This is a genomic window from Bradyrhizobium valentinum, from assembly GCF_001440405.1.
GTDB lineage: Bacteria > Pseudomonadota > Alphaproteobacteria > Rhizobiales > Xanthobacteraceae > Bradyrhizobium > Bradyrhizobium valentinum.
Genome location: NZ_LLXX01000161.1, coordinates 75556 through 100663 on the forward strand (window position 1 = coordinate 75556; position 25108 = coordinate 100663).

The 25108-nt window shown below is 62.9% G+C and carries 23 protein-coding genes; 10 read left to right on the plus strand and 13 right to left on the minus strand.

Going from position 1 to position 25108, the window contains the following annotated elements; translation table 11 throughout:
* Positions 1-1212, plus strand: a 1212-nt coding sequence (locus CP49_RS28590; protein ID WP_063791794.1) for an MFS transporter, incomplete at its 5' end; no start/stop codon positions are given.
* A 119-nt stretch (positions 1213-1331) separates the two neighbouring features.
* Here CP49_RS28590 and CP49_RS28595 read toward each other — a convergent pair.
* A complete protein-coding gene (locus CP49_RS28595) occupies positions 1332-1826 on the minus strand; it encodes a VOC family protein (protein ID WP_057853474.1) in 495 nt (164 codons plus the stop codon).
* A gap of 175 nt (positions 1827-2001) precedes the next feature.
* Positions 2002-2547 (minus strand): carboxymuconolactone decarboxylase family protein, encoded by a 546-nt coding sequence (locus CP49_RS28600; protein ID WP_057853547.1) that lies wholly within the window; start codon positions 2545-2547, stop codon positions 2002-2004.
* 160 nt (positions 2548-2707) lie between these two features.
* On the opposite strand from CP49_RS28600, the gene CP49_RS28605 reads away from it, so the two are divergent.
* A complete protein-coding gene (locus tag CP49_RS28605) occupies positions 2708-3892 on the plus strand; it encodes an acyl-CoA dehydrogenase family protein (protein WP_057853475.1) in 1185 nt (394 codons plus the stop codon).
* A 179-nt stretch (positions 3893-4071) separates the two neighbouring features.
* A complete protein-coding gene (locus tag CP49_RS28610; protein ID WP_057853476.1) occupies positions 4072-5211 on the plus strand; it encodes an acyl-CoA dehydrogenase family protein in 1140 nt (379 codons plus the stop codon).
* Between the two features lie 100 nt (positions 5212-5311).
* Here CP49_RS28610 and CP49_RS28615 read toward each other — a convergent pair whose 3' ends face one another.
* From CP49_RS28615 to CP49_RS28660, 11 genes are all read right to left on the minus strand, one after another.
* Positions 5312-6352: an amino acid ABC transporter substrate-binding protein gene (locus CP49_RS28615; protein WP_057853477.1), complete on the minus strand. Its 1041-nt coding sequence runs from the start codon at positions 6350-6352 to the stop codon at positions 5312-5314.
* 53 nt (positions 6353-6405) lie between these two features.
* Complete coding sequence (locus CP49_RS28620) at positions 6406-7005, minus strand: L,D-transpeptidase (protein WP_057853478.1); 600 nt, start codon at positions 7003-7005, stop codon at positions 6406-6408.
* A 177-nt stretch (positions 7006-7182) separates the two neighbouring features.
* Positions 7183-7311: a DUF2474 domain-containing protein gene (locus CP49_RS45310; protein WP_156438712.1), complete on the minus strand. Its 129-nt coding sequence runs from the start codon at positions 7309-7311 to the stop codon at positions 7183-7185.
* Positions 7311-8318 carry a cytochrome d ubiquinol oxidase subunit II gene (cydB, locus tag CP49_RS28625; protein WP_057853479.1) on the minus strand — a complete coding sequence of 336 codons (1008 nt, stop codon included), beginning with the start codon at positions 8316-8318 and terminating at the stop codon, positions 7311-7313. The genes CP49_RS45310 and cydB overlap by 1 nt, the downstream gene beginning before the upstream one ends.
* Positions 8315-9724, minus strand: a complete 1410-nt coding sequence (locus tag CP49_RS28630; protein WP_057853548.1) for a cytochrome ubiquinol oxidase subunit I — start codon at positions 9722-9724, stop codon at positions 8315-8317. The genes cydB and CP49_RS28630 overlap by 4 nt, the downstream gene beginning before the upstream one ends.
* 147 nt (positions 9725-9871) lie before the next feature.
* Positions 9872-10852, minus strand: coding sequence for a hypothetical protein (locus CP49_RS28635; RefSeq protein ID WP_156438713.1), 981 nt, complete (start codon positions 10850-10852; stop codon positions 9872-9874).
* 297 nt (positions 10853-11149) lie between these two features.
* Complete coding sequence (locus CP49_RS28640) at positions 11150-11350, minus strand: hypothetical protein (RefSeq protein WP_057853481.1); 201 nt, start codon at positions 11348-11350, stop codon at positions 11150-11152.
* A 177-nt stretch (positions 11351-11527) separates the two neighbouring features.
* Positions 11528-12139 carry a sigma-70 family RNA polymerase sigma factor gene (locus CP49_RS28645; protein ID WP_057853482.1) on the minus strand — a complete coding sequence of 204 codons (612 nt, stop codon included), beginning with the start codon at positions 12137-12139 and terminating at the stop codon, positions 11528-11530.
* A 406-nt stretch (positions 12140-12545) separates the two neighbouring features.
* Positions 12546-13286, minus strand: a complete 741-nt coding sequence (locus CP49_RS28650) for a response regulator (RefSeq protein WP_057853483.1) — start codon at positions 13284-13286, stop codon at positions 12546-12548.
* Complete coding sequence (locus CP49_RS28655) at positions 13283-15028, minus strand: ATP-binding response regulator (RefSeq protein ID WP_057853484.1); 1746 nt, start codon at positions 15026-15028, stop codon at positions 13283-13285. The genes CP49_RS28650 and CP49_RS28655 overlap by 4 nt, the downstream gene beginning before the upstream one ends.
* Complete coding sequence (locus CP49_RS28660) at positions 14998-17004, minus strand: ATP-binding protein (RefSeq protein WP_082646294.1); 2007 nt, start codon at positions 17002-17004, stop codon at positions 14998-15000. Before CP49_RS28660 ends, CP49_RS28655 begins: the two co-directional genes overlap by 31 nt.
* A gap of 177 nt (positions 17005-17181) precedes the next feature.
* Here CP49_RS28660 and CP49_RS45315 point away from each other — a divergent pair, with 177 nt between their 5' ends.
* The 7 genes from CP49_RS45315 to CP49_RS47980 all read left to right on the plus strand — a co-directional run.
* Positions 17182-17568 (plus strand): hypothetical protein, encoded by a 387-nt coding sequence (locus tag CP49_RS45315; protein ID WP_156438714.1) that lies wholly within the window; start codon positions 17182-17184, stop codon positions 17566-17568.
* Positions 17569-17642: 74 nt separating this feature from the next.
* The gene (gene ugpB / locus CP49_RS28670; protein WP_156438720.1) at positions 17643-18944 is read left to right on the plus strand and encodes a sn-glycerol-3-phosphate ABC transporter substrate-binding protein UgpB; all 1302 of its coding nucleotides are present in this window, start codon (positions 17643-17645) and stop codon (positions 18942-18944) included.
* Between the two features lie 145 nt (positions 18945-19089).
* Entirely contained in the window at positions 19090-20046 is a 957-nt protein-coding gene (locus CP49_RS28675) for an aminoglycoside phosphotransferase family protein (RefSeq protein ID WP_057853550.1), read from the plus strand.
* A 228-nt stretch (positions 20047-20274) separates the two neighbouring features.
* Positions 20275-21897: an ABC transporter substrate-binding protein gene (locus CP49_RS28680; protein WP_057853487.1), complete on the plus strand. Its 1623-nt coding sequence runs from the start codon at positions 20275-20277 to the stop codon at positions 21895-21897.
* Positions 21898-22158: 261 nt separating this feature from the next.
* Positions 22159-23172: an ABC transporter permease gene (locus tag CP49_RS28685; RefSeq protein WP_057853488.1), complete on the plus strand. Its 1014-nt coding sequence runs from the start codon at positions 22159-22161 to the stop codon at positions 23170-23172.
* Between the two features lie 9 nt (positions 23173-23181).
* Positions 23182-24081: an ABC transporter permease gene (locus CP49_RS28690; protein WP_057853489.1), complete on the plus strand. Its 900-nt coding sequence runs from the start codon at positions 23182-23184 to the stop codon at positions 24079-24081.
* 109 nt (positions 24082-24190) lie between these two features.
* On the plus strand, positions 24191-25108 hold a 918-nt coding region (locus CP49_RS47980), incomplete at its 3' end, for an ABC transporter ATP-binding protein (RefSeq protein WP_245310915.1).

Here is a 25108-nt window from a genome sequence, read left to right on the forward strand (position 1 = left end):
CCTCGCGACGAAACCTCGATCCGCTACGACGGCTGGCGCATCGTCGTCGTTTGTTTCCTGCTGGCGACGTTCGGCTGGGGGCTCGGCTTCTATGGCCAGAGCGTCTATGTCGCCGAGCTGCAGCGGCTGCATGGCTGGCCGGCGTCGCTGATCTCGTCCGGCACCACGTTCTTCTATCTGTTCGGCGCCGCGCTGGTCGCGTTCGTCAGCGAAGCCATCAAGGCGTACGGCCCGCGCAATTGCCTGATCGCCGGCACGTTTGCGATGGCGGCGGCGGCGATCTCGATCGGGCAGGTGCGCGAGCCCTGGCAGCTTTACCTCGCCAACGCCGTGCTGGCGTTCGGCTGGGCGGGGACCAGCCTCGGCATCATCACCAATACGCTGGGCCTCTGGTTCGACAAGAAACGCGGCATGGCGATCAGCCTGGCGCTGAACGGCGCGAGTTTTGGCGGCATCGTCGGCGTGCCCTTGCTGATCATGGCGATCGGCTATTTCGGCTTTTCCGGCGCGATGATCGCCTCCGCCGTGGCGATGGTCGCGCTGATGGTTCCGGTGATCCTGCTGTTCGTAGGCCGGCCGCCGGTCCTTGCGAGCGTGGGCGCAGTCGACGCCGCGGAAGCGCCGTCGCCGACGCAAATTCGCGCGCGGGCGTTTCGCGATATCGGCTTCCTCTCGGTATCAGCGGCGTTCGCGCTGGTGCTGTTCGCGCAGGTCGGCTTCATCGTGCACCTGATCTCGTTCCTGGATTCGGTGATCGGCCGGCAGCAGGCGGCGATTGCGGTGGCGCTATTGACGGCGATGGCGGTGGTCGGCCGCGTGCTGTTTTCGTTCGTAATCGACCGGATGAACCAGCGGCTGGCGTCCTCGCTGTCCTTTGTCAGCCAGGCGGTCGCGCTCGTCATCGTCATCAACGTGCATCATGATTACGCACTGATTGCGGCCTGCGCACTGTTCGGCTTTTCGGTCGGCAATCTGATCACGCTGCCGGCGCTAATCGTGCAGCGCGAGTTCGATCCGCGTTCATTCGGTGTGCTGGTCAGCCTGATCACGGCGATCAACCAGATCACCTATGCGTTCGGCCCCGGCGTGGTCGGCTTGTTGCGCGATCTCTCCGGGAGCTACGCGCTGCCGTTTTACGGCTGCGTCGCCGTGGAGCTGATAGCGGCGGTGCTGATTATGGTTAGGGGGCGCCGCGCAAAGACCTCATCCTGAGGAGCGGCCGTAGGCCGCGTCTCGAAGGATGGGCCGCGGGCCTCGTGGTTCGAGACGGCGCGGAGCCTGTCATCGGGCCGCGCTACGCGCGGACCCGTTGGCGCCCTCACCATGAGGAGTTAGACTTCTCGCTGCCGCAGCAGATCCTCGAGATCCAGCCGCTTCGTGAACATCGCGAGCGATCCGTCCGGCGCGCGCGGCCATTCTTCCGTCGGCCGGTCGCGATAGAGCTCGACGCCGTTCTGGTCGGGATCGCGCAAATAGAGCGCCTCGCTGACGCCGTGGTCGCTGGCACCGTCAAGCTCGATGCCGGCCTCGATCACACGATACAGCGCATCCGCCAGCGCCGGGCGTGTCGGATAGAGAATGGCGGTGTGAAACAGTCCGGTGGTGCCCGGCGGCGGTGGATGACCGCCTTTGCTTTCCCAGGTGTTGAGGCCGATGTGATGGTGATAGCCGCCCGCCGAAATGAACGCGGCACTGGCGCCCATCCGCTGCATCACTTCAAAACCGAGCACGCCGCAATAGAACCCCAGCGCGCGCTCGAGATCGGCGACCTTGAGATGGACATGCCCGATGCGCGTGCCGGCCATGACGGGTGGGGTTGGGGGCATGTTGTCTCCGCTTGTGATTCTCAGACCTCGCCCCGCCTGCGGGGAGAGGTCGGACTTTACGCGAAGCGGAAAGGCCGGGTGAGGGGGTACAGGTCTATCGGAGGTCACGTTTCGCGGAGGGAGCCCCTCACCCTTCCCCTCTCCCCGTGAAGAACGGGGAGAGGGGAAGGAGAGATCACGCCAAGTCTGACACCTCTCCATCCGGCAGTCCGAACTCAAACGTGTTCAGCGTCATCGACACCATGGTGTAGTAGCCGCACAGCCCGATCACTTCGACGATTCCGCGTTCGCTGAGCACCTTCACGGCCTCGTCATACAGCGCCTGTGACACGCCGTGGCCCTCATGCAGCGATTTGGCGACGTCGTAAATCATCTTGCCCTTCGGATCGTCGAACGTCGGCGCGCGGCGATCGCGGATATCCTCGATGATTTTGGGATCCATGCCGCCTTTCAGCGCCAGGCGCTTATGCGCATACCATTCGTAATGCGAAGTCCAGTGCCGCGCGGTGACGAGGATTGCGATTTCGGACAATTTTGCGGGAAAGATCGTGTTGAAGCGAAGCTGCTCGCCGAGGCGCGTGGCATGCCGCGCCATCTCCGGGCTGTTGAGCCAAGCCATCATCGGCGCCGGCGGGGCGCCGCGCTTGCCGGCGATTGCTTCGTCGTAGGTTTCTTTCTGGTCCGCGTTCATTTCGCCAGGCGAAAGCAATTTCAACCGCATGCCCGTTTCCTCTTGTTTTTCAATCGCTACGGCTTTGCGCATACACCCGTTCCGGCGTCATGACCACCGTTCCTGCGGCATGGGCTGACGCCAGACATATATTGAATTCCGCAACGCGAGGGCTAAGGTCACCTCCAACATCCCACATGGAAACGCCGTCATGTCCGATCTGGAAAATTTCCGCCGTGAAACCCGCGCCTGGCTGGAGGCCAATTGCCCGCCGGAAATGCGCCGTCCGATGACCTCGGAGAGCGACACTTATTGGGGCGGACGTAATGCAAAATTCTCGTCCGAGCCGCAGCGTGTCTGGTTCGAGCGGATGCGCGACAAGGGCTGGACCGTACCGGATTGGCCGAAGGAATATGGCGGCGGAGGGCTCGCGCCCGCAGAGCACAAGGTGCTGCGCGAGGAGATGGCGGCGATGGGCGCGCGCTCGCCCCTGTCGAGTTTTGGCATCTGGATGCTCGGGCCGGCGCTGTTGAAGTACGGCAACGAGGCGCAGAAGAAGGAGCACTTGCCCAAGATCGCCGCGGGCCTGATCCGCTGGTGCCAGGGCTATTCCGAGCCGAACGCCGGCTCGGACCTCGCCTCGCTGCAGACCCGCGCCGACAGCGACGGCGACGATTACATCATCAACGGCCAGAAGATCTGGACGTCGTACGCGAACTATGCCGATTGGATCTTCTGCCTGGTGCGGACCGATCCCACGGCGAAGAAGCATGACGGCATCAGCTTCATTCTGTTCGACATGGCCTCAAAGGGCGTATCGACCAAGCCGATCCTTTTGATATCGGGATATTCGCCGTTCTGCGAAACCTTCTTTGACAATGTGCGCGTGCCGAAGTCGCATGTGGTAGGTCAAGTCAACCGCGGGTGGGATGTCGCGAAATATCTGCTGCAGCATGAGCGCGCGATGATCTCGGGCACTGGAGAGCGCGGCATCGGCCGTCCGCTCGGGCAGGTCGCCGCCGACTCCGTCGGTAGCGATGATTCCGGTCGGCTCGACGATGCGATGCTGCGCAGCCAGGTTGCGGCGTTCGACATCGACGAGGCGGCGTTTGCGGCTGTGGCCGAACGCGCGATCGATCTCGCCAAGGCCGGCCAGTCGCATCCGGCGTTTTCCTCGGCGATGAAATATTACGGCACCGAGCTCAACAAGCGCCGCCACGAAATCCTGATGTCGGCCGGCGGCATCGATGCGCTGGAATGGGAGAGCGAGCGCTCCCGCGGCGGCGCCCGGCCGCGCGCCTGGCTGCGCACCAAGGCCAACTCGATCGAAGGCGGCACCTCTGAGGTGATGCTCGGCATCGTCGCCAAGCGCATCCTCGATCTGCCGGGGGCGTAGCGCGTCTAGGCTCACTCTCTCGTCGTCCCTGCGAAAGCAGGGACCCATAACCACCGCTGTTTGAGTGTTGATCGTGACGCTAGCTTCATTCCTGCTCGATAGGCCGCGGCGTATGGGTCCCTGTTTTCGCAGGGACGACGACACAACTTAAATTCACCTCTGAAGCGGATATCTGTCCAATGGCACTCGTCCTCACCGAAGAACAATCCATGCTGCGCGACAGCGCGCGCGGCCTCATCAGCGACAAGGCGCCGGTGTCGCATCTGCGCAGCTTGCGCGACAGCAAGGACGAAACGGGGTTCTCCCGCGACCTCTGGAAAGCGTTTGCCGAGATGGGCTTTTCGGGACTGCTGGTGCCCGAGAATTTCGGCGGCAGCGGGCTCGGCTATGTCGAAGCCGGCGTGGTGATGGAGGAAATCGGCCGCACCTTGATGCCGTCGCCGTTTCTTTCGACCGCGGTGCTGGCGGCGTCCGCGCTGGCGCGCGGCGGCAATGAGGCGCAGAAATCGGCGCATCTGCCTGACATTGCCGATGGCTCGCTGCTGGCCGCGCTGGCGATCGATGAAGGGGCAAAGCATCGCCCGCTGCAGACCAACTTGCAGGCGGTACGCGCAGGTAACGGTTTCAAACTGAACGGCGCCAAAGCCCTCGTGGTCGATGGCCACACCGCCGATCTTCTGATCGTCGCCGGCCGCACCGGCGGTGCTGCCGGCGAGCGCAACGGGCTGACGCTGTTCCTGGTCGATCCCAAGGCCAAGGGCGTCGCGATCGAACGCACCGTGATGGTCGATGCGCATAACGCGGCGCGGATCGAGTTCAGCAATGTCGAGGTCAATGCCGACGGTGTGCTCGGTGAAGTCGATCAGGGCGGCGCGCTGCTGGAAGGCGTGCTCAATATCGGCCGCGGCGCGGTGGCCTCCGAAATGGTGGGCCTGAGCGAGGAGGTGTTCGGCCGCACCGTCACCTATCTGAAAGAGCGCAAGCAATTCGGCAAACTGATCGGCGAATTCCAGGCGCTGCAGCACCGCGCCGCCCAGCTTTACATCGATATCGAAATCACCCGCGCAGCCGTCCTGAAGGCGCTGCAGACCCTCGATCTCGACTTCGACCACGCCGGTGCAGCGGTTTCGGTCGCCAAAGCGCGCGCCGGCACGACCGCAACGCTGGCTGTGCAGGAGGGCGTGCAGATGCATGGCGGCATGGGCATGACCGACCAGTTCGATATCGGCTTCTTCATGAAGCGCGCGCGCGTCTGCCAGGAATTGTTCGGGGACAGCAATTACCACGCCGATCAGTTGGCGCGGATGAAGAGTTATTGAGCGTACGCGGTCATTCCGGGATGGTCCGAAGGACCAGACCCGGAATCTCGAGATTCCGGGTTCGCGCTAAGCGCGCCCCGGAATGACGGCCTTTCGGCCGTCACCGTATCGGCGGGGCGTACTGGATGCCGCCGTTGCTCCAGAGCGAATTCAGGCCGCGCGGGATCTTCAGTTTCGATCCTTCGCCGACGTTGCGCTCGTAGACCTCGCCGTAATTGCCGACATGGCGGATGATGCGGGCGGCCCAGTCCTTGGGCAGGCCGAGGTCTTCGCCGTAGGCGCCCTCGGTGCCGACCAGCCGCATCACGTCGGGTTTCTTCGACTTCAGCGCCTCGTCGATGTTCTTCGAGGTGATGCCGAGTTCCTCGGCGTTGATCATCGCATACAGCGTCCACTTCACGAGCATCATCCAGTCGTCGTCGCGCTGACGCACCACGGGGGCGAGCGGCTCCTTGGAGATGACGTCGGGCAGGATGACATGGTCGCTCGGCTGGATAAGGTTCAGCCGGAGTGCGTAGAGCTGGGAGACGTCGGCGGTGAAGGTGTCGCACTTGCCGGATTCATAGGCCTTGAGCACATCTTCCAGCCTGGGAAACTTTACCTCGGTGTATTTCATATTGTTGGCGCGGAAATAGTCGGCGGCGTTGAGCAACGTCGTCGTCCCCTCCTGCACGCAAACCTTGCTGTTGTTGAGGTCCAGCGCGGAATCGATGTTGCGCGAGCGCGGCAGCATGAAGCCCTGGCCGTCATAATAGGCGACCGCCGGGAAATAGAGGGCGTAGTTGCTCTCACGCGACATGCTCCAGGTCGTGTTGCGGGAGAGAATGTCGACCTTGCGGCTCTGCAGCTCCTTGAAACGCTCGTTTGCGTCGAGCGGTACGAATTTCGCCTTCTTGGGATCGTCGAAGATCGCCGCGGCGACCGCGCGGCAGAAATCGACGTCGAAGCCGGTCCAGTCACCCTTGTCGTCGGGGATCGAGAATCCGGGCAGGCCCTTGTTGACGCCGCACAGCACGTCGCCGCGGCGGATGGTCCGCTTCAGGGTCTTGGTGTCGTAACGCTCATAGGTGATCGCGCCAGCCGCGATCGCGATTGCGACCGCCAGTCCAATCAGGAGGCCGCCTCGAAATGTCCGTAGCATCTTTAACTCACTATTTCAGGGGAAATGGATCGGCGGGAGAAGCCGCGTCGCAATTAAAGCTCCGGCTTCTGCCGCACGATCACCTTGGTGCCCACGGGCACGCGCTCATAGAGATCGGCGACGTCGGCATTGACCAGCCGGAAGCAGCCGGAGGAGACGGCGGTGCCGATGGTGTCGGGCCGGTTAGTGCCGTGGATGCGGTAGACGGTGGTGCCGAGATACATCGCGCGCGCGCCGAGCGGATTGCCGGGGCCGCCGGCCATGAAGCGCGGCAGATAGGGCTGGCGCGCAATCATCTCCGGCGGCGGGGTCCAGTCCGGCCATTCCGCCTTGCGGGTGATGTTGAGCAGCCCCTGCCACTGGAATCCCTCGCGGCCGACGCCGATGCCGTAGCGCAGCGCGCGGCCATTGCCCTGGACCAGATAGAGATGGCGGTCCTGGGTGGAGATGATGATGGTGCCCGGCGGTTCGTTGGTGCGATAGAGCACCGCCGTCTTCCTGAACTGCGGATCGAGCTCGACGGACTCATCGGGAAGTAGTCCCGGCTGGTCGCCGACATCAGGCTGTCGCATCTGCGCCTGGCTCTGCGAGGCCGAAAGAATCAGACCGCCGGTCGCGATCAACATCCAGATCAGGTGCCGAAACTTCGTCATCGCGGAAACACTCCTTGTTGGCGCATGGCCCAAATCGCTAGCGGCTAAGCCAAATCAGTCGGAACCATCAAATCTCAGGGCCGGCTTGTTGGCAAGTTTAGGGCGAATGAGATCGGTACGTTGCTGGAATATCTTCTATTTTCACCAACTGCCACATTCATGGGATGCGGCCCTGCCTTATTTCGGCGCGATCCACAGCCGCAGACCAAAGGAAATCAGCGCCACGGTGCCGACGCCACCGAGCCAGAGCACGGCGAACCACAACAGGCGCTGCGGCAGCGGGCGAGGTTTCGGCTCAGGCGACATCAATGGTATCCGCTCTCGGGTTTGACCTTGCCGCGGAATACCCAATAGGCCCAGGCGGTATAGCCGAGGATAAGCGGGATCAGCACGGCGACGCCGAACAGCATGAAGAGCTGACTGTTCGCCGGCGCCGCCGCCTGCCAGATCGTGATGCTCTGCGGCACGATGTAAGGGTACATGCTGATGCCGAGCCCGGCATAGGACAGCGCGAACAACGCCAGCGTCAGGAAGAACGGCTGGTAGTCGTATTTGTTGGCGAGACTGCGCAGCAGCAGGGCGGTGACTACAGCAACCGAAATCGGTACCTGTGCCGTCATGAGGACGTTCGGCCAGGCGAACCAGCGCTCGGTGTACTGTATATGGAGGAACGGCGTCGCGATGCTGACCGCGGCGATGGCTCCGAGCATCGCGAGCAACAGGACCCAGCTCAGGTGATAGGCGCGGTCGCGCAACTCGCCTTCCGTCTTCATGACCAGCCATGTCGCCCCTAACAGCGCATAGCCGATCACCAGCGCCACGCCGGTCAGGATGCTGAACGGCGTCAGCCAGTCCCACCAGCCGCCGGCATAGTGACGGCCCGAAACGTGGATGCCTTGCAGGATGGCGCCCAGTGCAATGCCTTGCGCCAGTGTTGCCAGCAAGGATCCGCCGAAAAAGGCGATGTCCCAGCGGTTGCGTGCGGCTGTCGTCCGCCAGCGAAATTCGAAGGCGACGCCGCGGAACACCAGGCCGAGCAGCATCACGATCATGGGCGTGTAAAGCGCCGGCATCAGCACCGCATAGGCCAGCGGAAACGCCGCCATCAGCCCGCCGCCGCCGAGCACCAGCCAGGTTTCGTTGCCGTCCCAGACCGGCGCGACACTGTTCATGACGACGTCGCGATCCCTTTTCTCGGGGAAGAGCGGAAACAGGATGCCGAGGCCGAGATCGAAGCCGTCCATCACGACATAGACGAACACGGCAAAGGCGATAATGAAGGCCCAGATGGTCGGAAGGTCGATCGGAATCATCGAGCGGCTCCCTCGGCGACCGCGCCGGCTGCAGGCGTGATGCCGGCCGAGCGGATTGGGACGTCGTGCGACGGTCCCTCTTCGCCGGGATGCGGCGGGGCCGCCATCAGGCGCAGCAAATAGATCACGCCGGCTGTGAACACCGCGAAATAGACGATGATGAAGGCGATCAGCGAGGAGGCGACCGCGGGCGCCGCCAGCGGCGAAGCCGAGTCAACTGTCCGCAATAATCCGTACACCGTGTAAGGCTGCCGCCCGGTCTCGGTGGTGATCCAGCCCGCGAGCACGGCGATGAAGCCTGCGGGAGCCATCGCGACCGCAAACATGTGCAGCAGCCGGGAATCGTAGAGCTTGCCCTGTACGCGCATCAACAGGCTGAGCAGGCCGAGTGCCAGCATGAGTAATCCCATGCCGACCATGATCCGGAACGACCAGAACGTGATCGCCACCGGCGGCCAGTTTTCGCGCGGCACCGTGTCGAGGCCGGCCATCGGCGCGTCAGGTGAGTGCTTGAGAATCATCGAGCCCAGCTTCGGCACTTCGATCGCGTAGTCGACCCTGCCGGCTTGCTGGTTGGGCAGGCCGAACAGGATCAAGGGTGCGCCGTCCTTGTGGCTCTGGAAGTGACCCTCCATCGCCATGATCTTCACGGGCTGATGCTCCAGCGTGTTGAGCCCGTGCTGATCGCCGGCGATGATCTGGAGAGGCGCCACCAACGTCGCCATCCACATCGCCATCGAAAACATCACGCGCGGGCCGGCGAGGTGGCGGTCGCGCAGCAGGTGATATGCGCCGACCGCGCCCACCACCAGCGCGGTTGTGAGATACGCCGCCAGCACCATGTGCACGAGACGGTAGGGGAATGAGGGGTTGAAGATCACTTTCAGCCAGTCGGCGGCGATGAACTGCCCGTCGGCATTGACGGCGTGGCCGGCCGGCGTCTGCATCCAGGAATTGGCTGATAGAATCCAGAACGCCGAAATCAGCGTGCCGATCGCGACCATCAGCGTCGCCAGGAAATGCAATCGGGGGCCGACGCGATTCAGCCCGAACAGCATCACCCCGAGGAAGCCGGCTTCCAGGAAGAACGCCGTCAGCACCTCATATGCCATCAGCGGGCCGATCACGGGGCCGGTCTTGTCGGAGAACGCCGACCAGTTGGTGCCGAACTGATAGGACATCACGATGCCCGACACCACGCCCATGCCGAAAGCGACGGCAAAGATTTTTAGCCAGTAATTGAACAGGTTGATATAGACCTCGCGTCCGGTCGCGAGCCACAACGCTTCGAGCACCGCCAGATAGCTGGCGAGCCCGATCGAGAAGGCAGGGAATATGATGTGAAACGACATCGTGAATGCGAACTGCGCCCGGGCCAATACGACCGCATCCCAGCCTTCGAACATCGGCATCACCTGTCGCAAGTTTCGTCAGACGCGATTTTTCGAAAACGGAACTACAGTTCTCGAAAAATTGCGTCCGAACCAGACGTGTACCTTACCACGACCGTACGACGGTTCTACCCGCGTGGCGCGCGGAACAGGCGTGCAAGCCTATGCGTCACCCGATGAGTTTAGTCTCAGTCGCCGAATGATCTCGGCCTGCACGGCGTGCGTCTGATCCTTGCCGGCCAGCGGCGGGCTGCGGATTTTCTTTCCCGTGCGAAGTCGGATCGTGATCACGTAGAGGCTATCCTTGCGACCGCCGCTCTCGACGTCGATGGCCTCGACATCGTCACCGCTTACCGTATCCGTCTCTGTCGTACCCTTCAACGACAGCCGTTCAAACCTGATGGCGCCGTCGTGGACAATCCAGAATGCGCTTGTCCGATAGAGATATCTGATCAGCACGAAGGCCATGATCGCGCCGAGAGACCAGACGGCGATTCCAAGGGCGGACAATTTGCCGCTCCAGAGCGCATAGATGAATGGAAGGCTCAGCGAGCAGGCAAGCAGCACGACCAGAGCCCTGTAGGCCCGGACGCGTTTGAAACTGATCGGCTTACCTAGTCGTATCCGGGGATTAGCGGCGTCGAGCGGGTTCTCGGCTAATTCGGGGGCAGGCAACTGAAGCAGCCAGGCAATCTGCAAAGTGGTTTTTCGCACCTGGGTAATATCCGGCAGCGGAGGTGAGGTGAGCGTATCTTTCGATTCGGTCTCGAATACGAGGGTGAACTCCACAGATTTGCCGATGCTCTTTCGCAGGCGCATCCCGGATACTTCGTCGTCCCTGATCAATCTTCGGTGCAACTTCCCGAATGGACGCTGTTCGCCGATCAGAATTTCGCCTGGCGTAATGATCCAGACGACGTTGCGCTCAAAGAGCGCGGCGCCCAGCAGAAGACACCCGAACAGCAACGCAAAGAGGGCGGCGATGCCGAGCCACTGGCCGTTTGCAAGGTGAGCGAGGCCGGGCAGGGCGATCAAACACAAAATTACGGCAATGCCTGCGAGAACGAGCCGCTCATTGAGCGACGTGCCCTTGCGTAGCCTGACTTCATTCTCTTTTGACACAGCATCCATCGACGGCGGCAAGCATCATGACCGACGTGGTCACGTAAGCGGCTAAGTGTGCGGCTGAAATACGGCAAGCCGGATAAGGCTCATGTCAGGCCGTGGCGTTCAGCAGCCGTGCGACGGTGCGGTCGATCTGTCCGTATAGGCCATCGGGCCGAAATGCCATCTTGTTGTGGTCGACGATATTTCGCCCTGCGCATACGAAATCGGACGCCAAAACAGAGCGACCCGGCTGGGGGGCATCCCGGCCGGGTCGTTGGAGGTTGCTTGGGAGGTCCTAGAGCTTGGGAGGTCTAGAGCTTGGCAGTGAGAAATTCAGCGGGGGGTCTCGCTGTCGTAGGAGATCACGCAGATCTCCTTGGGACTCTTGGTGCCGCAATCCACCACCTGTTCACGCACGAACGCCGAGCCGGTTTCGCGCTGGGCGCGGGGTTGGACGTTCTGGGCCGACAGGGTGGCCAGGGTCGCGACGGCGCCGAGCGGGACGATGAAAAAGCGGAAGGACGGCTTCAGCATGTTCGCTCTCCTGTTCGGCGTTGGCGTTTAAGTTGGTGAGGATCGGTATAGGGGCTGAGTTTTTCCGGGTGATGTCGCCAATTGTTTCATTTGTTTCGCCGGAGGTAATCTTTGTCCGTCGAAACTGACCCGGTTTTCGTCTCCAATACCAGCGTAACCAATTGAAACAGCTGTGTTTTAGGCGGCAAGGCTGTCCACGCCGGCGCCCTTAAGCAACTCGGCCAATTGTTTGCGGGCGTAGAACATCCGGGTCTTCACCGTGCTCTGGGGAATACCGATGATCGCGCCGGCCTCTTCCACCGATTTCTCGTGGTAGTACACCAGGTTGATGATCTCGCGATGGGCCGGCGACAGCTTGGCGACGCAGGCGCGCAGGATGGCGCTGGTGTTGCTGCGGTCGAGCGAGGCTTCCGGCGTATCGGCCTCATCGGCGATCTCCAGCACGTCTTCCTGCTCGATGTCCTCATGCTTGCGCTGGCGCAGCGCGGTCAGCGCCTTGAAGCGGGCAATCGACAGCAGCCAGGTGGAAACCTGCGAGCGGCCCTCGAACTGTTTGGCGGTCCGCCACACGTCGAGGAACACCTGGCTGACGAGGTCTTCCGCCATCGTGGTATCGCGCACCATTCGCAGCACGAAACGGTAAACCCGGACGTTATGGCGGGAATAAAGCACATGCATCGCCGTGCGGTCGCCCTTGGCAATACTCTGCAGCAGCATCTCGTCGGATGTCGCGCGGGCGACGGCAATCGACTTGTTGGCTGCGGCGTTAATGGCGACGACGTTCGACATGACAGGCTCCCAATTCCGACGCCAACAGGCGTTTCGTTGGGAGAATTGTTAATTAGGCTCGGTTTCGGGATGTCTGCACCAGAAGGGAAAAATGGTTTCGTGCAGGAGAGAATTGTTTCGTCGCGGGGCCTGCGACGAAACATTCGGGGCAGAAACGCCGGTAATTTCAATATGCGGAAAATTGGAAGATTTCAGACGCGGAATAGCTCCGGATAGACACAAGTCTATCGTCGTCCCTGCGAAAGCAGGGACCCATACCGCGTGACCTATCGAGGAAGCGCGGTGGCAGATGCTCTGCGTTAGCAAAGACCACTGTTGATGGCTCAAGCAAAGCCGTCTTCGATTGTGCCCATTACCGCGGCCGCGGCGTATGGGTCCCTGCGTTCGCAGGGACGACGGAGGGACACTAACTCTTCTCGCCCGTCGGCGAGAACAAATAGCCGCCGCCTCTGATCGTGCGGATCACGGCGGGCTTGGTCGGGTCGATCTCGATCTTGCGGCGGATACGCATGATGCGCAGATCGACCGCGCGGTCGAAGGCTTCGGCGTCGCGCGCATTGGCCAGCTCCAGGAGCCGCTCGCGCGACAGCACGCGCTTCGGATTGGCCGCGAATACTTTCAACAGACCGAATTCGGACGCCGTCAGCGGATGCTCGTTGCCTTCGTCGTCGCGCAGCGCCTGGGCTTCGAGGTCGAGCCATTTGGTGCCGAACCGCACCAATTGCTCCTTCTCCGCCTTTGCAGCCGCAGCCTCCGGCGCGGCAGCCGCCTTGGCCGGCGTGCTGCGGCGAAGCACGGAGCGGATGCGCGCCATCAGTTCGCGCAGCTCGCAGGGCTTTGCGATGTAGTCGTCGGCGCCGAGTTCGAGGCCGACGACGCGGTCGATCGGGCTTGCGGTCGCCGTCAGCATGATGACGGGAACGTTGATGCGGCTCTTCAGGTCTCTGATGATCGAAAGCCCGTCTTCCTCGGGCATGTTGAGGTCGAGCACGACGAGGTCGGGCACGTTGGTCTCGATGACGGCGCGCAGGCTTTTGCCGCCGTCGCACAGCGTGACGCCGAAACCATGCATCTTGAGGTAATCACCGACCATCTCGCGGGCCGGTGCCTCGTCATCGACAATGATGATGTGCGGGCTCTGGGTCATGTCGTCTCTGTCGCGGGCAGTGTAACGGTAAACGTTGATCCCTGTCCGGGGCCTGCGCTTTCCGCCGTCACATGGCCGCCATGCATATCGATGATGCGTTTGACGATCGACAGGCCGAGGCCGGTCGAGCTTTCCCCGGCCGTCGGCTTGGCCGAGAGCCGCTGGAACCGGCCGAACAGCCGGCCGAGGTCCTCCGGCGAAAGGCCGGCGCCCTGGTCGGCGATGCGGATCACCGTATCACCGCCCTCATGGGTGACGGCGACCGTGATCTTGCCGCCGATCGGCGAATATTTGATGGCGTTGCTGAAGAGGTTGTCGATCGCCTCGCGGATCCGGTCGGCATCGCACATGGTGACGATATTCGACGGGGCGGAAACCGAGATGGCCTGCTGCTTGTTGACCGCCGAGGGCAGGTTGGAATCGGCGACCTCGGCGACGAGCGCTGCGACATCGACCGGCTCGCGGCGGATGGTGATGTCGAAGGCGTCCGCCATCGCATCCGAAATCAGGTGGTCGACCATCGAGGTCAGGCGCTTGGTGGCGTCTCTGATATGCTCGACCTGGGCGGTGACGTTTTCCTTGGGCGAGCCGGCGCCGATCAATTCGGTCAGCATCTCGGTGCGGCCGAGGATCACGCCGAGCGGATTCTTCAAATCGTGCGCGACGGTGCCGAGAATTTCGTTCTTGAAGCCGTTGGCGCGCTGCAGCCGCAGCCACTGCGCCGAGAGCCTGCGGTTAGCCTGCATCAGCGCGCGGGTGCGCTGGGCGACGCGGTCCTCGAGCTGGGTGTTGGCCTCGTGCAGTTGGCGGTAGAGAATGACGTTGTCGAACGCGATCGAAAGCCGGCTGGAGAAAATCTCGACCAGCGCGCGATCGGTATCGGAAAGCTGGCGCTCGGCCTGCAGCAGCACCACCACTTCGCGGCCGGAGCCGGTGCGCAGATAAAGCACGCTGCGATGGTCGGCGAATTCGTTCTTGCGGCGCTGGAAGGCGGCTTCCACCATCTGCCGCAAATCCGGGTCGAGCGCCTTGGAGCTCGTGGTGCCGATGAAGCGGCTGTAGCAGCCTGATCCCGCCAGCACCGAGAATTCGCTGCCGGGCGCGCCGTCGTCGCGCAGCACCAGGATGCCGGCGCAGTCGACATTGAGCAGCGAAGCAAGCTGGGTCAGCACGCCTTCCGCAAGCCGCTGCATCGATTTGAAGTCGTAGAGCGTCGAGGCGGCGTCGATGATGATTTCTAGCCCGCGCCTGGTCTGCACCATGCGCTCGAGCTGCTGATAGCTGCGCAGCGCAGCCGTCAGCGAGGTGAACAGCTTGTCGGCCGTCAGCTCGGTCTTGGCCTTGTAGTCGTTGATGTCGTACTGGACGATGACGCGGCGCTCGGGCGCCTGGCCGGGCTGCCCGGTGCGCAGGATGATGCGGACGGTTTCGTTCTTGAGTTCGTTGCGGATGTACTCGACGAGGTCCAGGCCCGCGACGTCGGTTTCCATGATGACGTCGAGCAGCACGGCCGCGACGTCGGGATTGTCGCGCATCAAGGTGCGGCCTTCGGCCGCGGAATAGGCCGACAGGATTTCCAGCGTCGCGCCGTGGAGATTGTAGTCGCTCAGCGCAAAGCGGGTGCCCTCGTGCACCGCGGCATCGTCGTCGATGACGGCGATCTTCCACTTGCGCGCGGACGAGTCCTCCGGAACGGCTCCGGTATCGTCGATCAGGTGGAGGACATCGTCCTGTTCGGCCATTGCGAAGTTCCGTCGGCTGCTGTCTGGTCTGTACTCGTGGATCCGCCTGTCGATCCGCCCCTGGCGACTCTCGGCATGATAATGCGGAATGTGGTGCCTTGTCCCAGCCTTGACTCCAGCATCATCCGGCCGCCGAGCTGTTGAGTGACAAGATTATAGACGATATGCAAGCCCAGTCCGGTACCGCCTTCGTTGCGGCGCGTCGTAAAGAACGGGTCGAACGCCTGCCGCTGCACGTCCGGCGTCATTCCCGCCCCGTTGTCAGCAAAAATGATCTCGACATCGTCGCTGCCGCGGGCCCGCGCCGAGATCGAAATCGCCCCGGAACGGCCATCGGCAAAGGCATGATTGGCGGCGTTGAGGAAAAGATTGGTTAATATCTGGCCGTAGGAGCCGGGATAGCCGTCGATGACGAGCCCTTCCGGGACTTCGACCGACAGAGTGATCGCCGCCTTCTTCAAGACCGGCTTCAGGCTCGCCACGATCTGGTCGGTGGCTTCGCTCAGGCTGAATTGCCGGCGCTCGGCGTGCGAGCGGTCCACCGCCACCTGCTTGAACGACTGGATCAATTCGCCGGCGCGGTGCAAGTTCGCCACCAGTTGCTGGGCGGCATCGCGCGAGCTCTTGACGAAGTCATCGAGCTTGGAGCGGCGGAGCGGCCCGCTGCGCAATTCGGACTCGAACGTTTCAGCGCGGCGCGCAAAGCTCGATGCCACCGTCAGACTGATGCCGATCGGGTTGTTCACCTCATGGGCGACGCCGGCGACCAGCCCGCCGAGCGCCGCCAGCCGTTCGGCATCGATCAGGTTCTGCTGCGCGGTGTTGAGCTCGAGCAGCGCGCTCTCGGCTCTTTCCTTCGAGGCGCGCAGCTCGTCCTCGGTCTTGCGCTTGGCGATGGCGTTTTCGCGGAATACGTCCACGGCGCGCGCCATGGCGCCGACCTCGTCCTTGGCGGTGGTGCCCTGCACGCTGCGATCGTAATTGCCTGACGTGATCGCATGCATCGCCGCCAGGATCTGCTGCAGCGGCAGGCGGATCGAGAGCGCGATCAGGACGCCGGCGGACAGGATGATGCCGAGGAACATCACGGCGATCGACAGCACCCGGCGCGAGATGGCCGAGAGCGTCTTGTCGAACGTCTCCTGCGCTTTCTGCTCGCGCTGGCGCATCTTGACCGACAGTTCGTCGATGACGCCGATCGCCTCGGCCTGGCTGGCGTCGATGGTATTGCGCAAGAGCTCGGTCCGGATCGTGAGCTGCTCGGTCAGTTTGGCCATGCCTTCGCGCAGCGCTACGGTCCGCGCCTTCAGCCGCGTCAGCGCCATGCGTTGCAGATCATTGTCGGCGAGGTCGGCCATCGCGGGGATGGTGTTCTCGATCGTCTCGGTGTTCTTGCGGGCATCCTCGGCGGAGGCCGCGGCGCGCGACAGATAATAGGCGTTGGTGGCGACCAGCATGGCCGTAAACGCCTCGCGGGATTTCCCGAGCGCCGGCCAGATCAGCGCATCGCGATGCCCGGTGGCGCCCTCGATGATCGAATAGAGCCCGGCCATCTCCCGGGCCGGTCCCAGCACCTGCTGTTCATAGGTCTTGGTGATGGTGGCCTGCACGGCGCGCAATTCGCCGAAGCCGTTGAGGAAACGGTCGGTGACGTGTTCGAGGCGCTCGACCGATCCCGACAGCATCGGGTCATTCGCGGCGCGATTGGTGAGCGTGCCGAGCACCGCTTCCCGCAGCAGCAGGATCTCGGCGAACAGGTCGGGGCTCGGCTGGTTGATGTAGCGATGGATCAGGTTCTGCAGCCGGCTGGTCTCGCTTTCCAGCAGCGCCAGGATCTTGTCGGACTCCCGCACCTGGCGGACGTCGTCCCAGGCCGAACCCAATACCTTGGCGCCGTTCCAGATCAACATGGCGAGCACGACAACGACGGCGGAGTTCAATCCCGCGATCGACAGAATGCGCCAGCGTATTGGCACCGCGCGCAGCCACTGGACCACGCGAAAGCGGCCGCCCGCGGCGAAGCTCGCCGGCCGTTCCGCTGTTCGGTGCTGTTGCGGTGCGCCGGTCAAATTCGCTCCACCTTGCAAAGGCGCCCGACCAATAGCGGCCTCATCGTCCCGATCAATGCAACGTTGGTACGGTCGGGATCGATCATGCCGGTCCGGGTCTGTTCCTTTTCCGCGCTGAACTGGCGGGAATGGAACATTTCGATCGAATGCCGCTCGTTTTGGGCATCGGCGGCGCAAAATTCACGCGCAAAGGCGCCCGTTGAGACCGCCGCAAACAACAGCGCAACAACAAGCACGACGGTCCGCCAAAGGTCGGCGCGGCGATACACAGGCGACAATCCCCTTAGAGATGGAGTCTACGGCGGGAAGAAAAGGTTCAACGCAATTTTAGCAGAATTTACCGATGCTTGGCTATTGATGGCTTGGCTGGCAAGTGGTCTGCCGCGGGTAATCCTGATAATCCCACTGCAATCCTTAATTGTGCGCTGCGGCGATATCGGGCGGATTGAAACCGCGATCGCCGCGATTTAAGAGGACGCGGCGGATAGGTGCATCCCCCGCGCGACAGAGCAGAGTAATCACCAGTGAAGTTGGTCTTGAGATACTTGCAATTCGTCGCGCTCGCCGCCACGGCGCTTGCGTCTCCGGCGCAGGCCGCCACCGAGATCATGTGGTGGCACGCAATGTCGGGAGAACTCGGCAAGCAACTCGAGAAGCTGGCGGCCGATTTCAATGCGTCGCAGTCCGACTACCGAATCGTGCCGACCTACAAGGGCAATTACACCGAGACGGTGACGGCGGCGATCTTCGCATTCCGTTCGCGAAGCCAGCCCGCCATCGTTCAGGTCAACGAGATCGCGACCGCAACCATGATGGCGGCAAAGGGCGCGATCTATCCGGTGTTCGAATTGATGCGCGATCAGTCGGAGCCGTTCTCGCCGGAGGCGTATCTGCCGGCCGTAACAGGCTATTATTCCGACGTCGCCGGCAACATGCTCTCGTTTCCGTTCAACGTCTCGACGCCGATCCTTTATTACAACAAGGACCTGTTCCGCGCCGCGGGCCTCGACCCGGAGGTGGCGCCGAAGGCCTGGGCCGAGGTAGGCGCTGCGGCGAAACGGCTGCGTGCGGCCGGTTCGCCCTGCGGGCTCACCACGTCCTGGCCTTCGTGGGTCCATGTCGAGAATTTTTCCGCGTTCCACAATCTGCCGCTGGCAACCCGGGGCAACGGCTTTAACGGCCTTGATGCGGAGCTCGCCTTCAACAATCCGGAGGTGGTGCGGCACATCGCGCAACTCGCGGAATGGCAGGCGAAGAAAGTTTTCGACTATAGCGGCCGCGGCCAATCGGCCGAGCCGCGCTTTCAGAAGGGCGAATGCGCCATCTTCATCGGCTCGTCCGGAACGCGCGCGGACATCAAGGCGAATTCCAAATTCGAGGTCGGCTACGGCATGATCCCGTACCGCCCCGAAATCGCCGGCGCTCCGCAAAACTCCATCATCGGCGGCGCCACTTTATGGGTGCTGCGCGACCGGCCGCGCGCCGAATACACCGGCGTCGCGCGGTTCTTCGCCTATCTCTCGAAGCCGGAAGTTCAGGCCGCCTGGCACCAGAACACCGGCTATCTGCCGATCACCCGCGCCGCCTTCGATCTCACCCGCGCGCAGGGCTTCTACGATCGCAATCCCGGTGCGGCGATCGGTATAGAGCAGTTGACCCTGAAGCCGCCGACCGAGAATTCGAAGGGAATCCGGCTTGGCTCGTTCGTCCTGATCCGCGACGTGATCGACGACGAACTGGAGCACGTGTTCATCGGCAAGCGCTCTGCGCAGGCCGCGCTCGACCAGGCCGTCGAGCGTGGCAACCGCCTGCTGCGCCAGTTCGAGCGCGCCAATCCGGATAGATAGCCCCACCGCCGTCATTGCGAGCGCAGCGAAGCAATCCATCTGTCCCCGCGCTGAGGCGTGGATTGCTTCGCGGAGCCTGTCATCCGGCGGCGCTTTGCGCCGACCGGGTGGCTCGCAATGACGATAAATAATGATCCGCATCGCCATGACCACATCCTTCCCGCTATTCACGGACTACGAGGCATTCCGCCCCTGGCGCGCCGATCCGGCGCGATGGCTGCCGATCGCGCGCGATATTGCGCGCGGCCACCGCCTGGCATCCGCAGCGCCGCATGTTTTCTCAACCGGCACCAATCTCGTCCTTGCCCTTGACGAAAATCTCATCCTGAAGATCTTCCCGCCATTTCTCCGCGGCCAATTCCATTCAGAGCGAAGCACGCTCGCGCAGCTCCGTGGGAGGCTTCGCGTCGCGATGCCCGAAACCGTCGTCGAAGGCGAGCGCGATGGATGGCCCTATCTCGTCATCACGCGGCTGCCGGGTGTGCTCGGCGCGGACGCATGGCCATCCTTGCCGGAAGGGGACAAGGAGCGCGTCCTCGCAGAAATAGGTGAGACCATTGCGCAGGTGCAGCGCGTCCCCGCCGGGCCGCTCGGGCGAATTGAGCCGGGCTGGGACGTCTTCATGCGCGGACAGATCGAGGGATGCCGCGCCCGGCACGAACGTCTCGGATTGCCGCAGAAATTTCTGGATGGCATGGACGAACTCGTTCGCGATACGGCTGACACGCTGATCGCTGTAGACGGGCCGCCGGTGATCCTGACCGGCGAATACATTCCAGAGAATTTCCTGCTGAGCCGCGGCGCATCAGGTTGGCGGCTCGCGGGGCTGATCGATTTCGGCGACGTGATGACGGGGAGGGGCGAGTACGACCTGCTGGGCCCGAGCGCCTTCATGGCTGGCGGCATGCCGCGCCGGGTGCGGAGCCTGTTTGAGGGCTACGGATACTCTGCCGCGGATATCACGCCCGATCTGAAGCGCCGGTTGATGGCGCTCATGCTGCTGCATCGGTTCGGCGATCCGACCAGGCAAATCCGTATCGAGGGTTGGCAACAGAAGGCTGGCAACCTCCGTGAATTGCAGGATTTGCTCTGGCCGATCTAGGTGCCGCTCAGCAACGAAGCGCTCAAAATATCTGCATACAAAGTAGGCAAATATGCATCTTTGTATGCAATTAGCAAGGATGCCGCTCCCCGCGGGAGACCGGGCATGCAGGATATTAGTCCGCTAAATCAGTCAGTTGGCGCAATATCAATCCTTCCTTAAGGGTTGGCACGAACCTTGCGATTCCCGTTCCAAAGCCGTTTCCCTCAGGCGTTTGGAGCATCACCCATGAAGCGTCGCGATTTCCTCAAATCCGTGTCGGGGCTGGCGGCTGCGGGCGCGGTTACGCCGGCGCCGGCGATCTGGTCCGCGGCCAAGGCTGATGCGCGGTCGGAAACGCTGCTGATCGTCTCGGAAAGCGGCCCCAACAATCTCGACATTCACGGCGTCGGCACCAACGTGCCCGGCTACGAGGTGTCCTGGAATTGCTACGACCGGCTGATCAGCCACGAGATGAAGAGCGGTCCGGGCGGCGTGCCGTATTACGACCGCGACAAGTTCAAGCCCGAACTCGCCGAAGACATGAATGTCGGCGACATGTCGGTCACCTTCAAACTGAAGAAGAACGCAAAATTCCACGACGGCGCGCCGGTCACGGCCAAGGACGTCAAGTGGTCGCTCGATCGCGCCGTCAGCGTCGGCGGCTTTCCGACATTCCAGATGGGCGCGGGCTCCTTGACCAAGACCGAGCAGTTCGTCGTCGTCGACGACAACACGGTGCGGATCGACTTCGCCAAGAAGGACCGCCTCACCATCCCGGATCTCGCGGTCATCGTGCCCTGCATCGTCAATTCCGAGCTGGTGAAGAAGAGCGCCACCGAGAAGGATCCGTGGGGCCTCGAATACACCAAGCAGCAGACCGCGGGCTCCGGCGCCTACAAGGTGGTGAAGTGGACGGCCGGCACCGAAGTCATCATGGAGCGCAACGATGCATGGGCCGGCGGTCCCTTGCCGAAGGTCAAGCGCGTGATCTGGCGCATGGTACCGCAGGCCGGCAACCGCCGCGCGCTGCTGGAGCGCGGCGACGCCGACATCTCCTACGATCTGCCGAACAAGGATTTCGTCGAGCTGAAGGACAGCGGCAAGCTCAACATCGTCTCGGTGCCCTATTCCAACGGCGTCCAGTATATCGGCATGAACGTCAAGATCGCGCCGTTCGACAACCCCAAGGTTCGCGAGGCCGTCGCTTGCGCGATCCCCTACCAGAAGATCATGGACGCGGTGCTGTTCGGCCTGGCCAAGCCGATGTTCGGCGCCGCTGCCGACAAGGCGACCGAAGTGGCGTGGCCGCAGCCGACCAAATACGTCACCGACATCGCGAAGGCCAAGGCATTGCTGGCGGAAGCCGGCTATCCCAACGGTTTCGAGACCACGCTGTCGTTCGACCTCGGCTTTGCCGGCGTCAACGAACCGCTCTGCGTGCTGGTGCAGGAGTCGCTCGTGCAGATCGGCATCAAGACCACCATCAACAAGATTCCCGGCGCCAACTGGCGCACCGAACTGAACAAGAAGGTGCTGCCGCTCTACACCAACGTGTTCTCCGGCTGGCTCGACTATCCCGAATATTTCTTCATCTGGTGCTACGACGGCAAGAATTCGATCTTCAACACCATGAGCTACCAGTCGAAGGCGATGGACGAATTCATCCACGGCGCCGTCGACGCCGCAGCGGTCGGCAACGCCGCCAAGTACGACACCGACGTAAAGGGCTTCGTCGATCTCGCCTTCAAGGACATCCCGCGCATTCCGCTGTATCAGCCCTACGTCAACGTCGCGATGCAGAAGAACGTTTCGGGCTATCAGTACTGGTTCCACCGCCGGCTGGATTATCGCGCGCTGGTGAAGGCGTGATGTGATGATCGCTGAGTGCGGCGCATCGGCGTGTCTTAGTTTGCTCCACATTGGTGGGGCGGGCGCCACTCTCTCTTCGCTCAGTGAGGGGCGCGCTGCTCTGTCACTCCCTCCCCCCTTGCGGGGGAGGGGCGGGGAGAGGGGTAAGCCACACGCACTGCCGTTGCCGCCACCCCTCTCCCCAGCCCTCCCCCGCAAGGGGGGAGGGAGCGCAGCGGAGTCTGTCTCGGCAAACGCGCATCACATCGCGAGAGAGCTTCCATGCTCACCATGATCGGCAAGCGGCTGATGTTTGCGATCCCGTCGCTGATCGGGGTCATCATCGTCACATTCCTGCTGACGCGCGCATTGCCCGGCGACCCCGCCGCCTATTTCGCCGGGCCCGCGGCGAGCAAGGAAGCCATCGAGCAGATCCGCAAGAAGCTCGGCCTCGACAAGCCGCTGATCGAGCAGTTCTTCCGCTACACCAACGATCTCGCACACGGCGATTTCGGCAACTCGCTGACCACAGGCCAGCCGGTCGCCACCGAAATCCGCAACCGCCTGCCGGCGTCCGCCGAACTGACGCTGCTTGGCCTTGTCGTTTCGGTCATGATCGCGATCCCGCTCGGTGTGCTGGCGGCGACGCGCCCGGGCTCGTGGATCGACCATCTCTGTCGCGTCACCACGACGGCTGGCGTATCGCTGCCGGTGTTCTTCACCGGGCTGGTGCTGGTCTACGTCTTCTATTTCAGGCTCGGCTGGTCGCCGGCGCCGCTCGGGCGGCTCGACGTGTTCTACAGCGCGCCGCCGCACGTGACCGGCTTTTATTTGATCGACGCCCTGATCGCGCGTGACTTCGAGACGTTTCGTTCCGCGCTGAGCCAGTTGATCCTGCCGGCGGCGACGCTGGCGGTCTTCTCGCTGGCGCCGATCGCGCGCATGACGCGGGCCTCGATGCTGGCGGTGTTGGCCTCCGACTTCGTGCGCACTGCGCGCGCCAGCGGCCTTTCACGTTCGACGGTGATCGTGACCTACGCGTTTCGCAATGCGATGCTGCCGGTCATCACGACGCTCAGCATGGTGTTCTCGTTCCTGCTGGGCGCCAATGTACTGGTCGAAAAAGTGTTCGCCTGGCCCGGCATCGGTTCCTACGCGGTGGAAGCGCTGATCTCGTCGGACTTCGCGCCGGTGCAGGGCTTTGTGCTGACCATGGCGGTCATGTACGTGCTGCTCAATCTGGTCATCGACATTCTCTACGGCGTGATCGATCCAAGAGTCCGGCTTGAAGGATGAGGGTGGAGGATGAGTAGCGTTGCGCCTGCTGTTGAACCCGCTGCCCCCGCGCGTACCTCGGGACTGGCTGCGATCTTTGAGCACACCCGCTACGTGCTCGGCGAGAACAGAGTCACGGCCTTCGCCTTCGGGCTTTTGGTCATCATCCTGTTCGCGGCGATCTTCGGCCCCTACATCGTGCCCTACGATCCGCTTGCCAGTGATACCGCCGTGGCGCTGAAGCCGCCGTCGGCGGCGCACTGGTTCGGCACCGATCAATTGGGCCGCGACATTTTCAGCCGCGTCGTCGTCGCCACCCGGCTCGATACCTTCATCGCCGTCGCCTCCGTGGTGCTGGTCTTCCTGATGGGCGGACTGGCCGGCATCGCCGCCGGCTATTTCGGCGGCTGGACCGACCGCATCGTCGGGCGCATCGCCGACACCATCATGGCGTTTCCGCTGTTCGTGCTGGCAATGGGCATTGTGGCGGCACTCGGCAATACCGTGCAGAACATCATCATCGCCACCGCGATCGTGAACTTTCCGCTCTATGCCCGCGTCGCCCGTGCCGAGGCCAATGTCCGCCGCAACGCCGGATTCGTGCAGGCAGCGCGGCTGTCGGGCAACGGCGAAATGCGGATTCTGCTCGTACACATCCTGCCCAACATCATGCCGATCATGATCGTGCAGATGTCGCTGACCATGGGCTACGCGATTCTCAACGCCGCCGGACTTTCGTTCATCGGGCTTGGCGTGCGGCCGCCCACGGCGGAATGGGGCATCATGGTCGCGGAAGGCGCCACCTTCATGGTGTCGGGCGAATGGTGGATCGCGCTGTTCCCGGGGCTCGCCCTGATGATCGCGGTATTCTGCTTCAATCTGCTCGGCGACGGCCTGCGCGACATCGTCGATCCGCAGCGGAGGACGTGATGGCTGATTCAAGCTTTGCTCATCTCGGTCCCCGCAGGGGGAATGTGACAGGGGGGCTGACCGTTCTACTTTGCATGGGGTTGTTTTCGATATTTTTGCGGAGGTCGTCATGACCGCCCAGCCCCTGCTCGACGTCAGCGACCTCACCGTCGAATTCACCACGCGGCGCGGCATCGTCAAGGCGGTACAGCACGTCAACATTTCCGTCGCCAAGGGCGAGACGCTCGGCATCGTCGGCGAGTCCGGCTCCGGCAAGTCGGTGACCTCCTATGCCGTGATGCGGATTCTCGACCGCGCCGGCAGGATCGCCGACGGCTCGGTGATGTTTTCCGGCATCGACGTCAAGGCCGCGACCGAAAACGAGATGCGCGATTTGCGCGGCCGGGAAATCTCGATGGTCTTCCAGAACCCGCGCGCCGCGCTCAATCCGATCCGCAAGGTGGGCGACCAGATCGAGGACGTGCTGCGCCAGCACGTCCAGAGCGCAGCCAGCGACCGCGGCGAAAAGGCGATCGAGGCGCTGGAGCAGGTCAAGATCGCGCGTCCCCGCGAGCGCTATCACGCCTATCCGTTCGAACTGTCCGGCGGCATGTGCCAGCGCGTCGTGATCGCGCTGGCACTGGCCTGCAACCCGCAGCTCCTGATCGCCGACGAGCCGACGACGGGACTCGACGTCACCACGCAGAAGGCGGTGATGGATCTGATCGTGGAGCTGACGAAGCGCCGGCACATGTCGACGATCCTGATCACGCACGATCTCGGCCTCGCCGCCGCCTATTGCGATCGCGTGGTGGTGATGGAGAAAGGCCGAGTGGTGGAGACCGCGAAGTCGGCGGATATTTTTGCGAAGCCCGAACACGCCTATACCAAGAGGCTGATGCGTGCCACGCCGCGGCTCGGAGTGTCGTTGCGGGATTTGCTGCCGGAGGAGGAGGCTCTAGCCTCTCCCCGCGCGCGGGGAGAGGCCGACGCGCGAAGCGCGGCGGGTGAGGGGGACTCTCCGCGCATCGTGCTCGCGGAGGCAGGC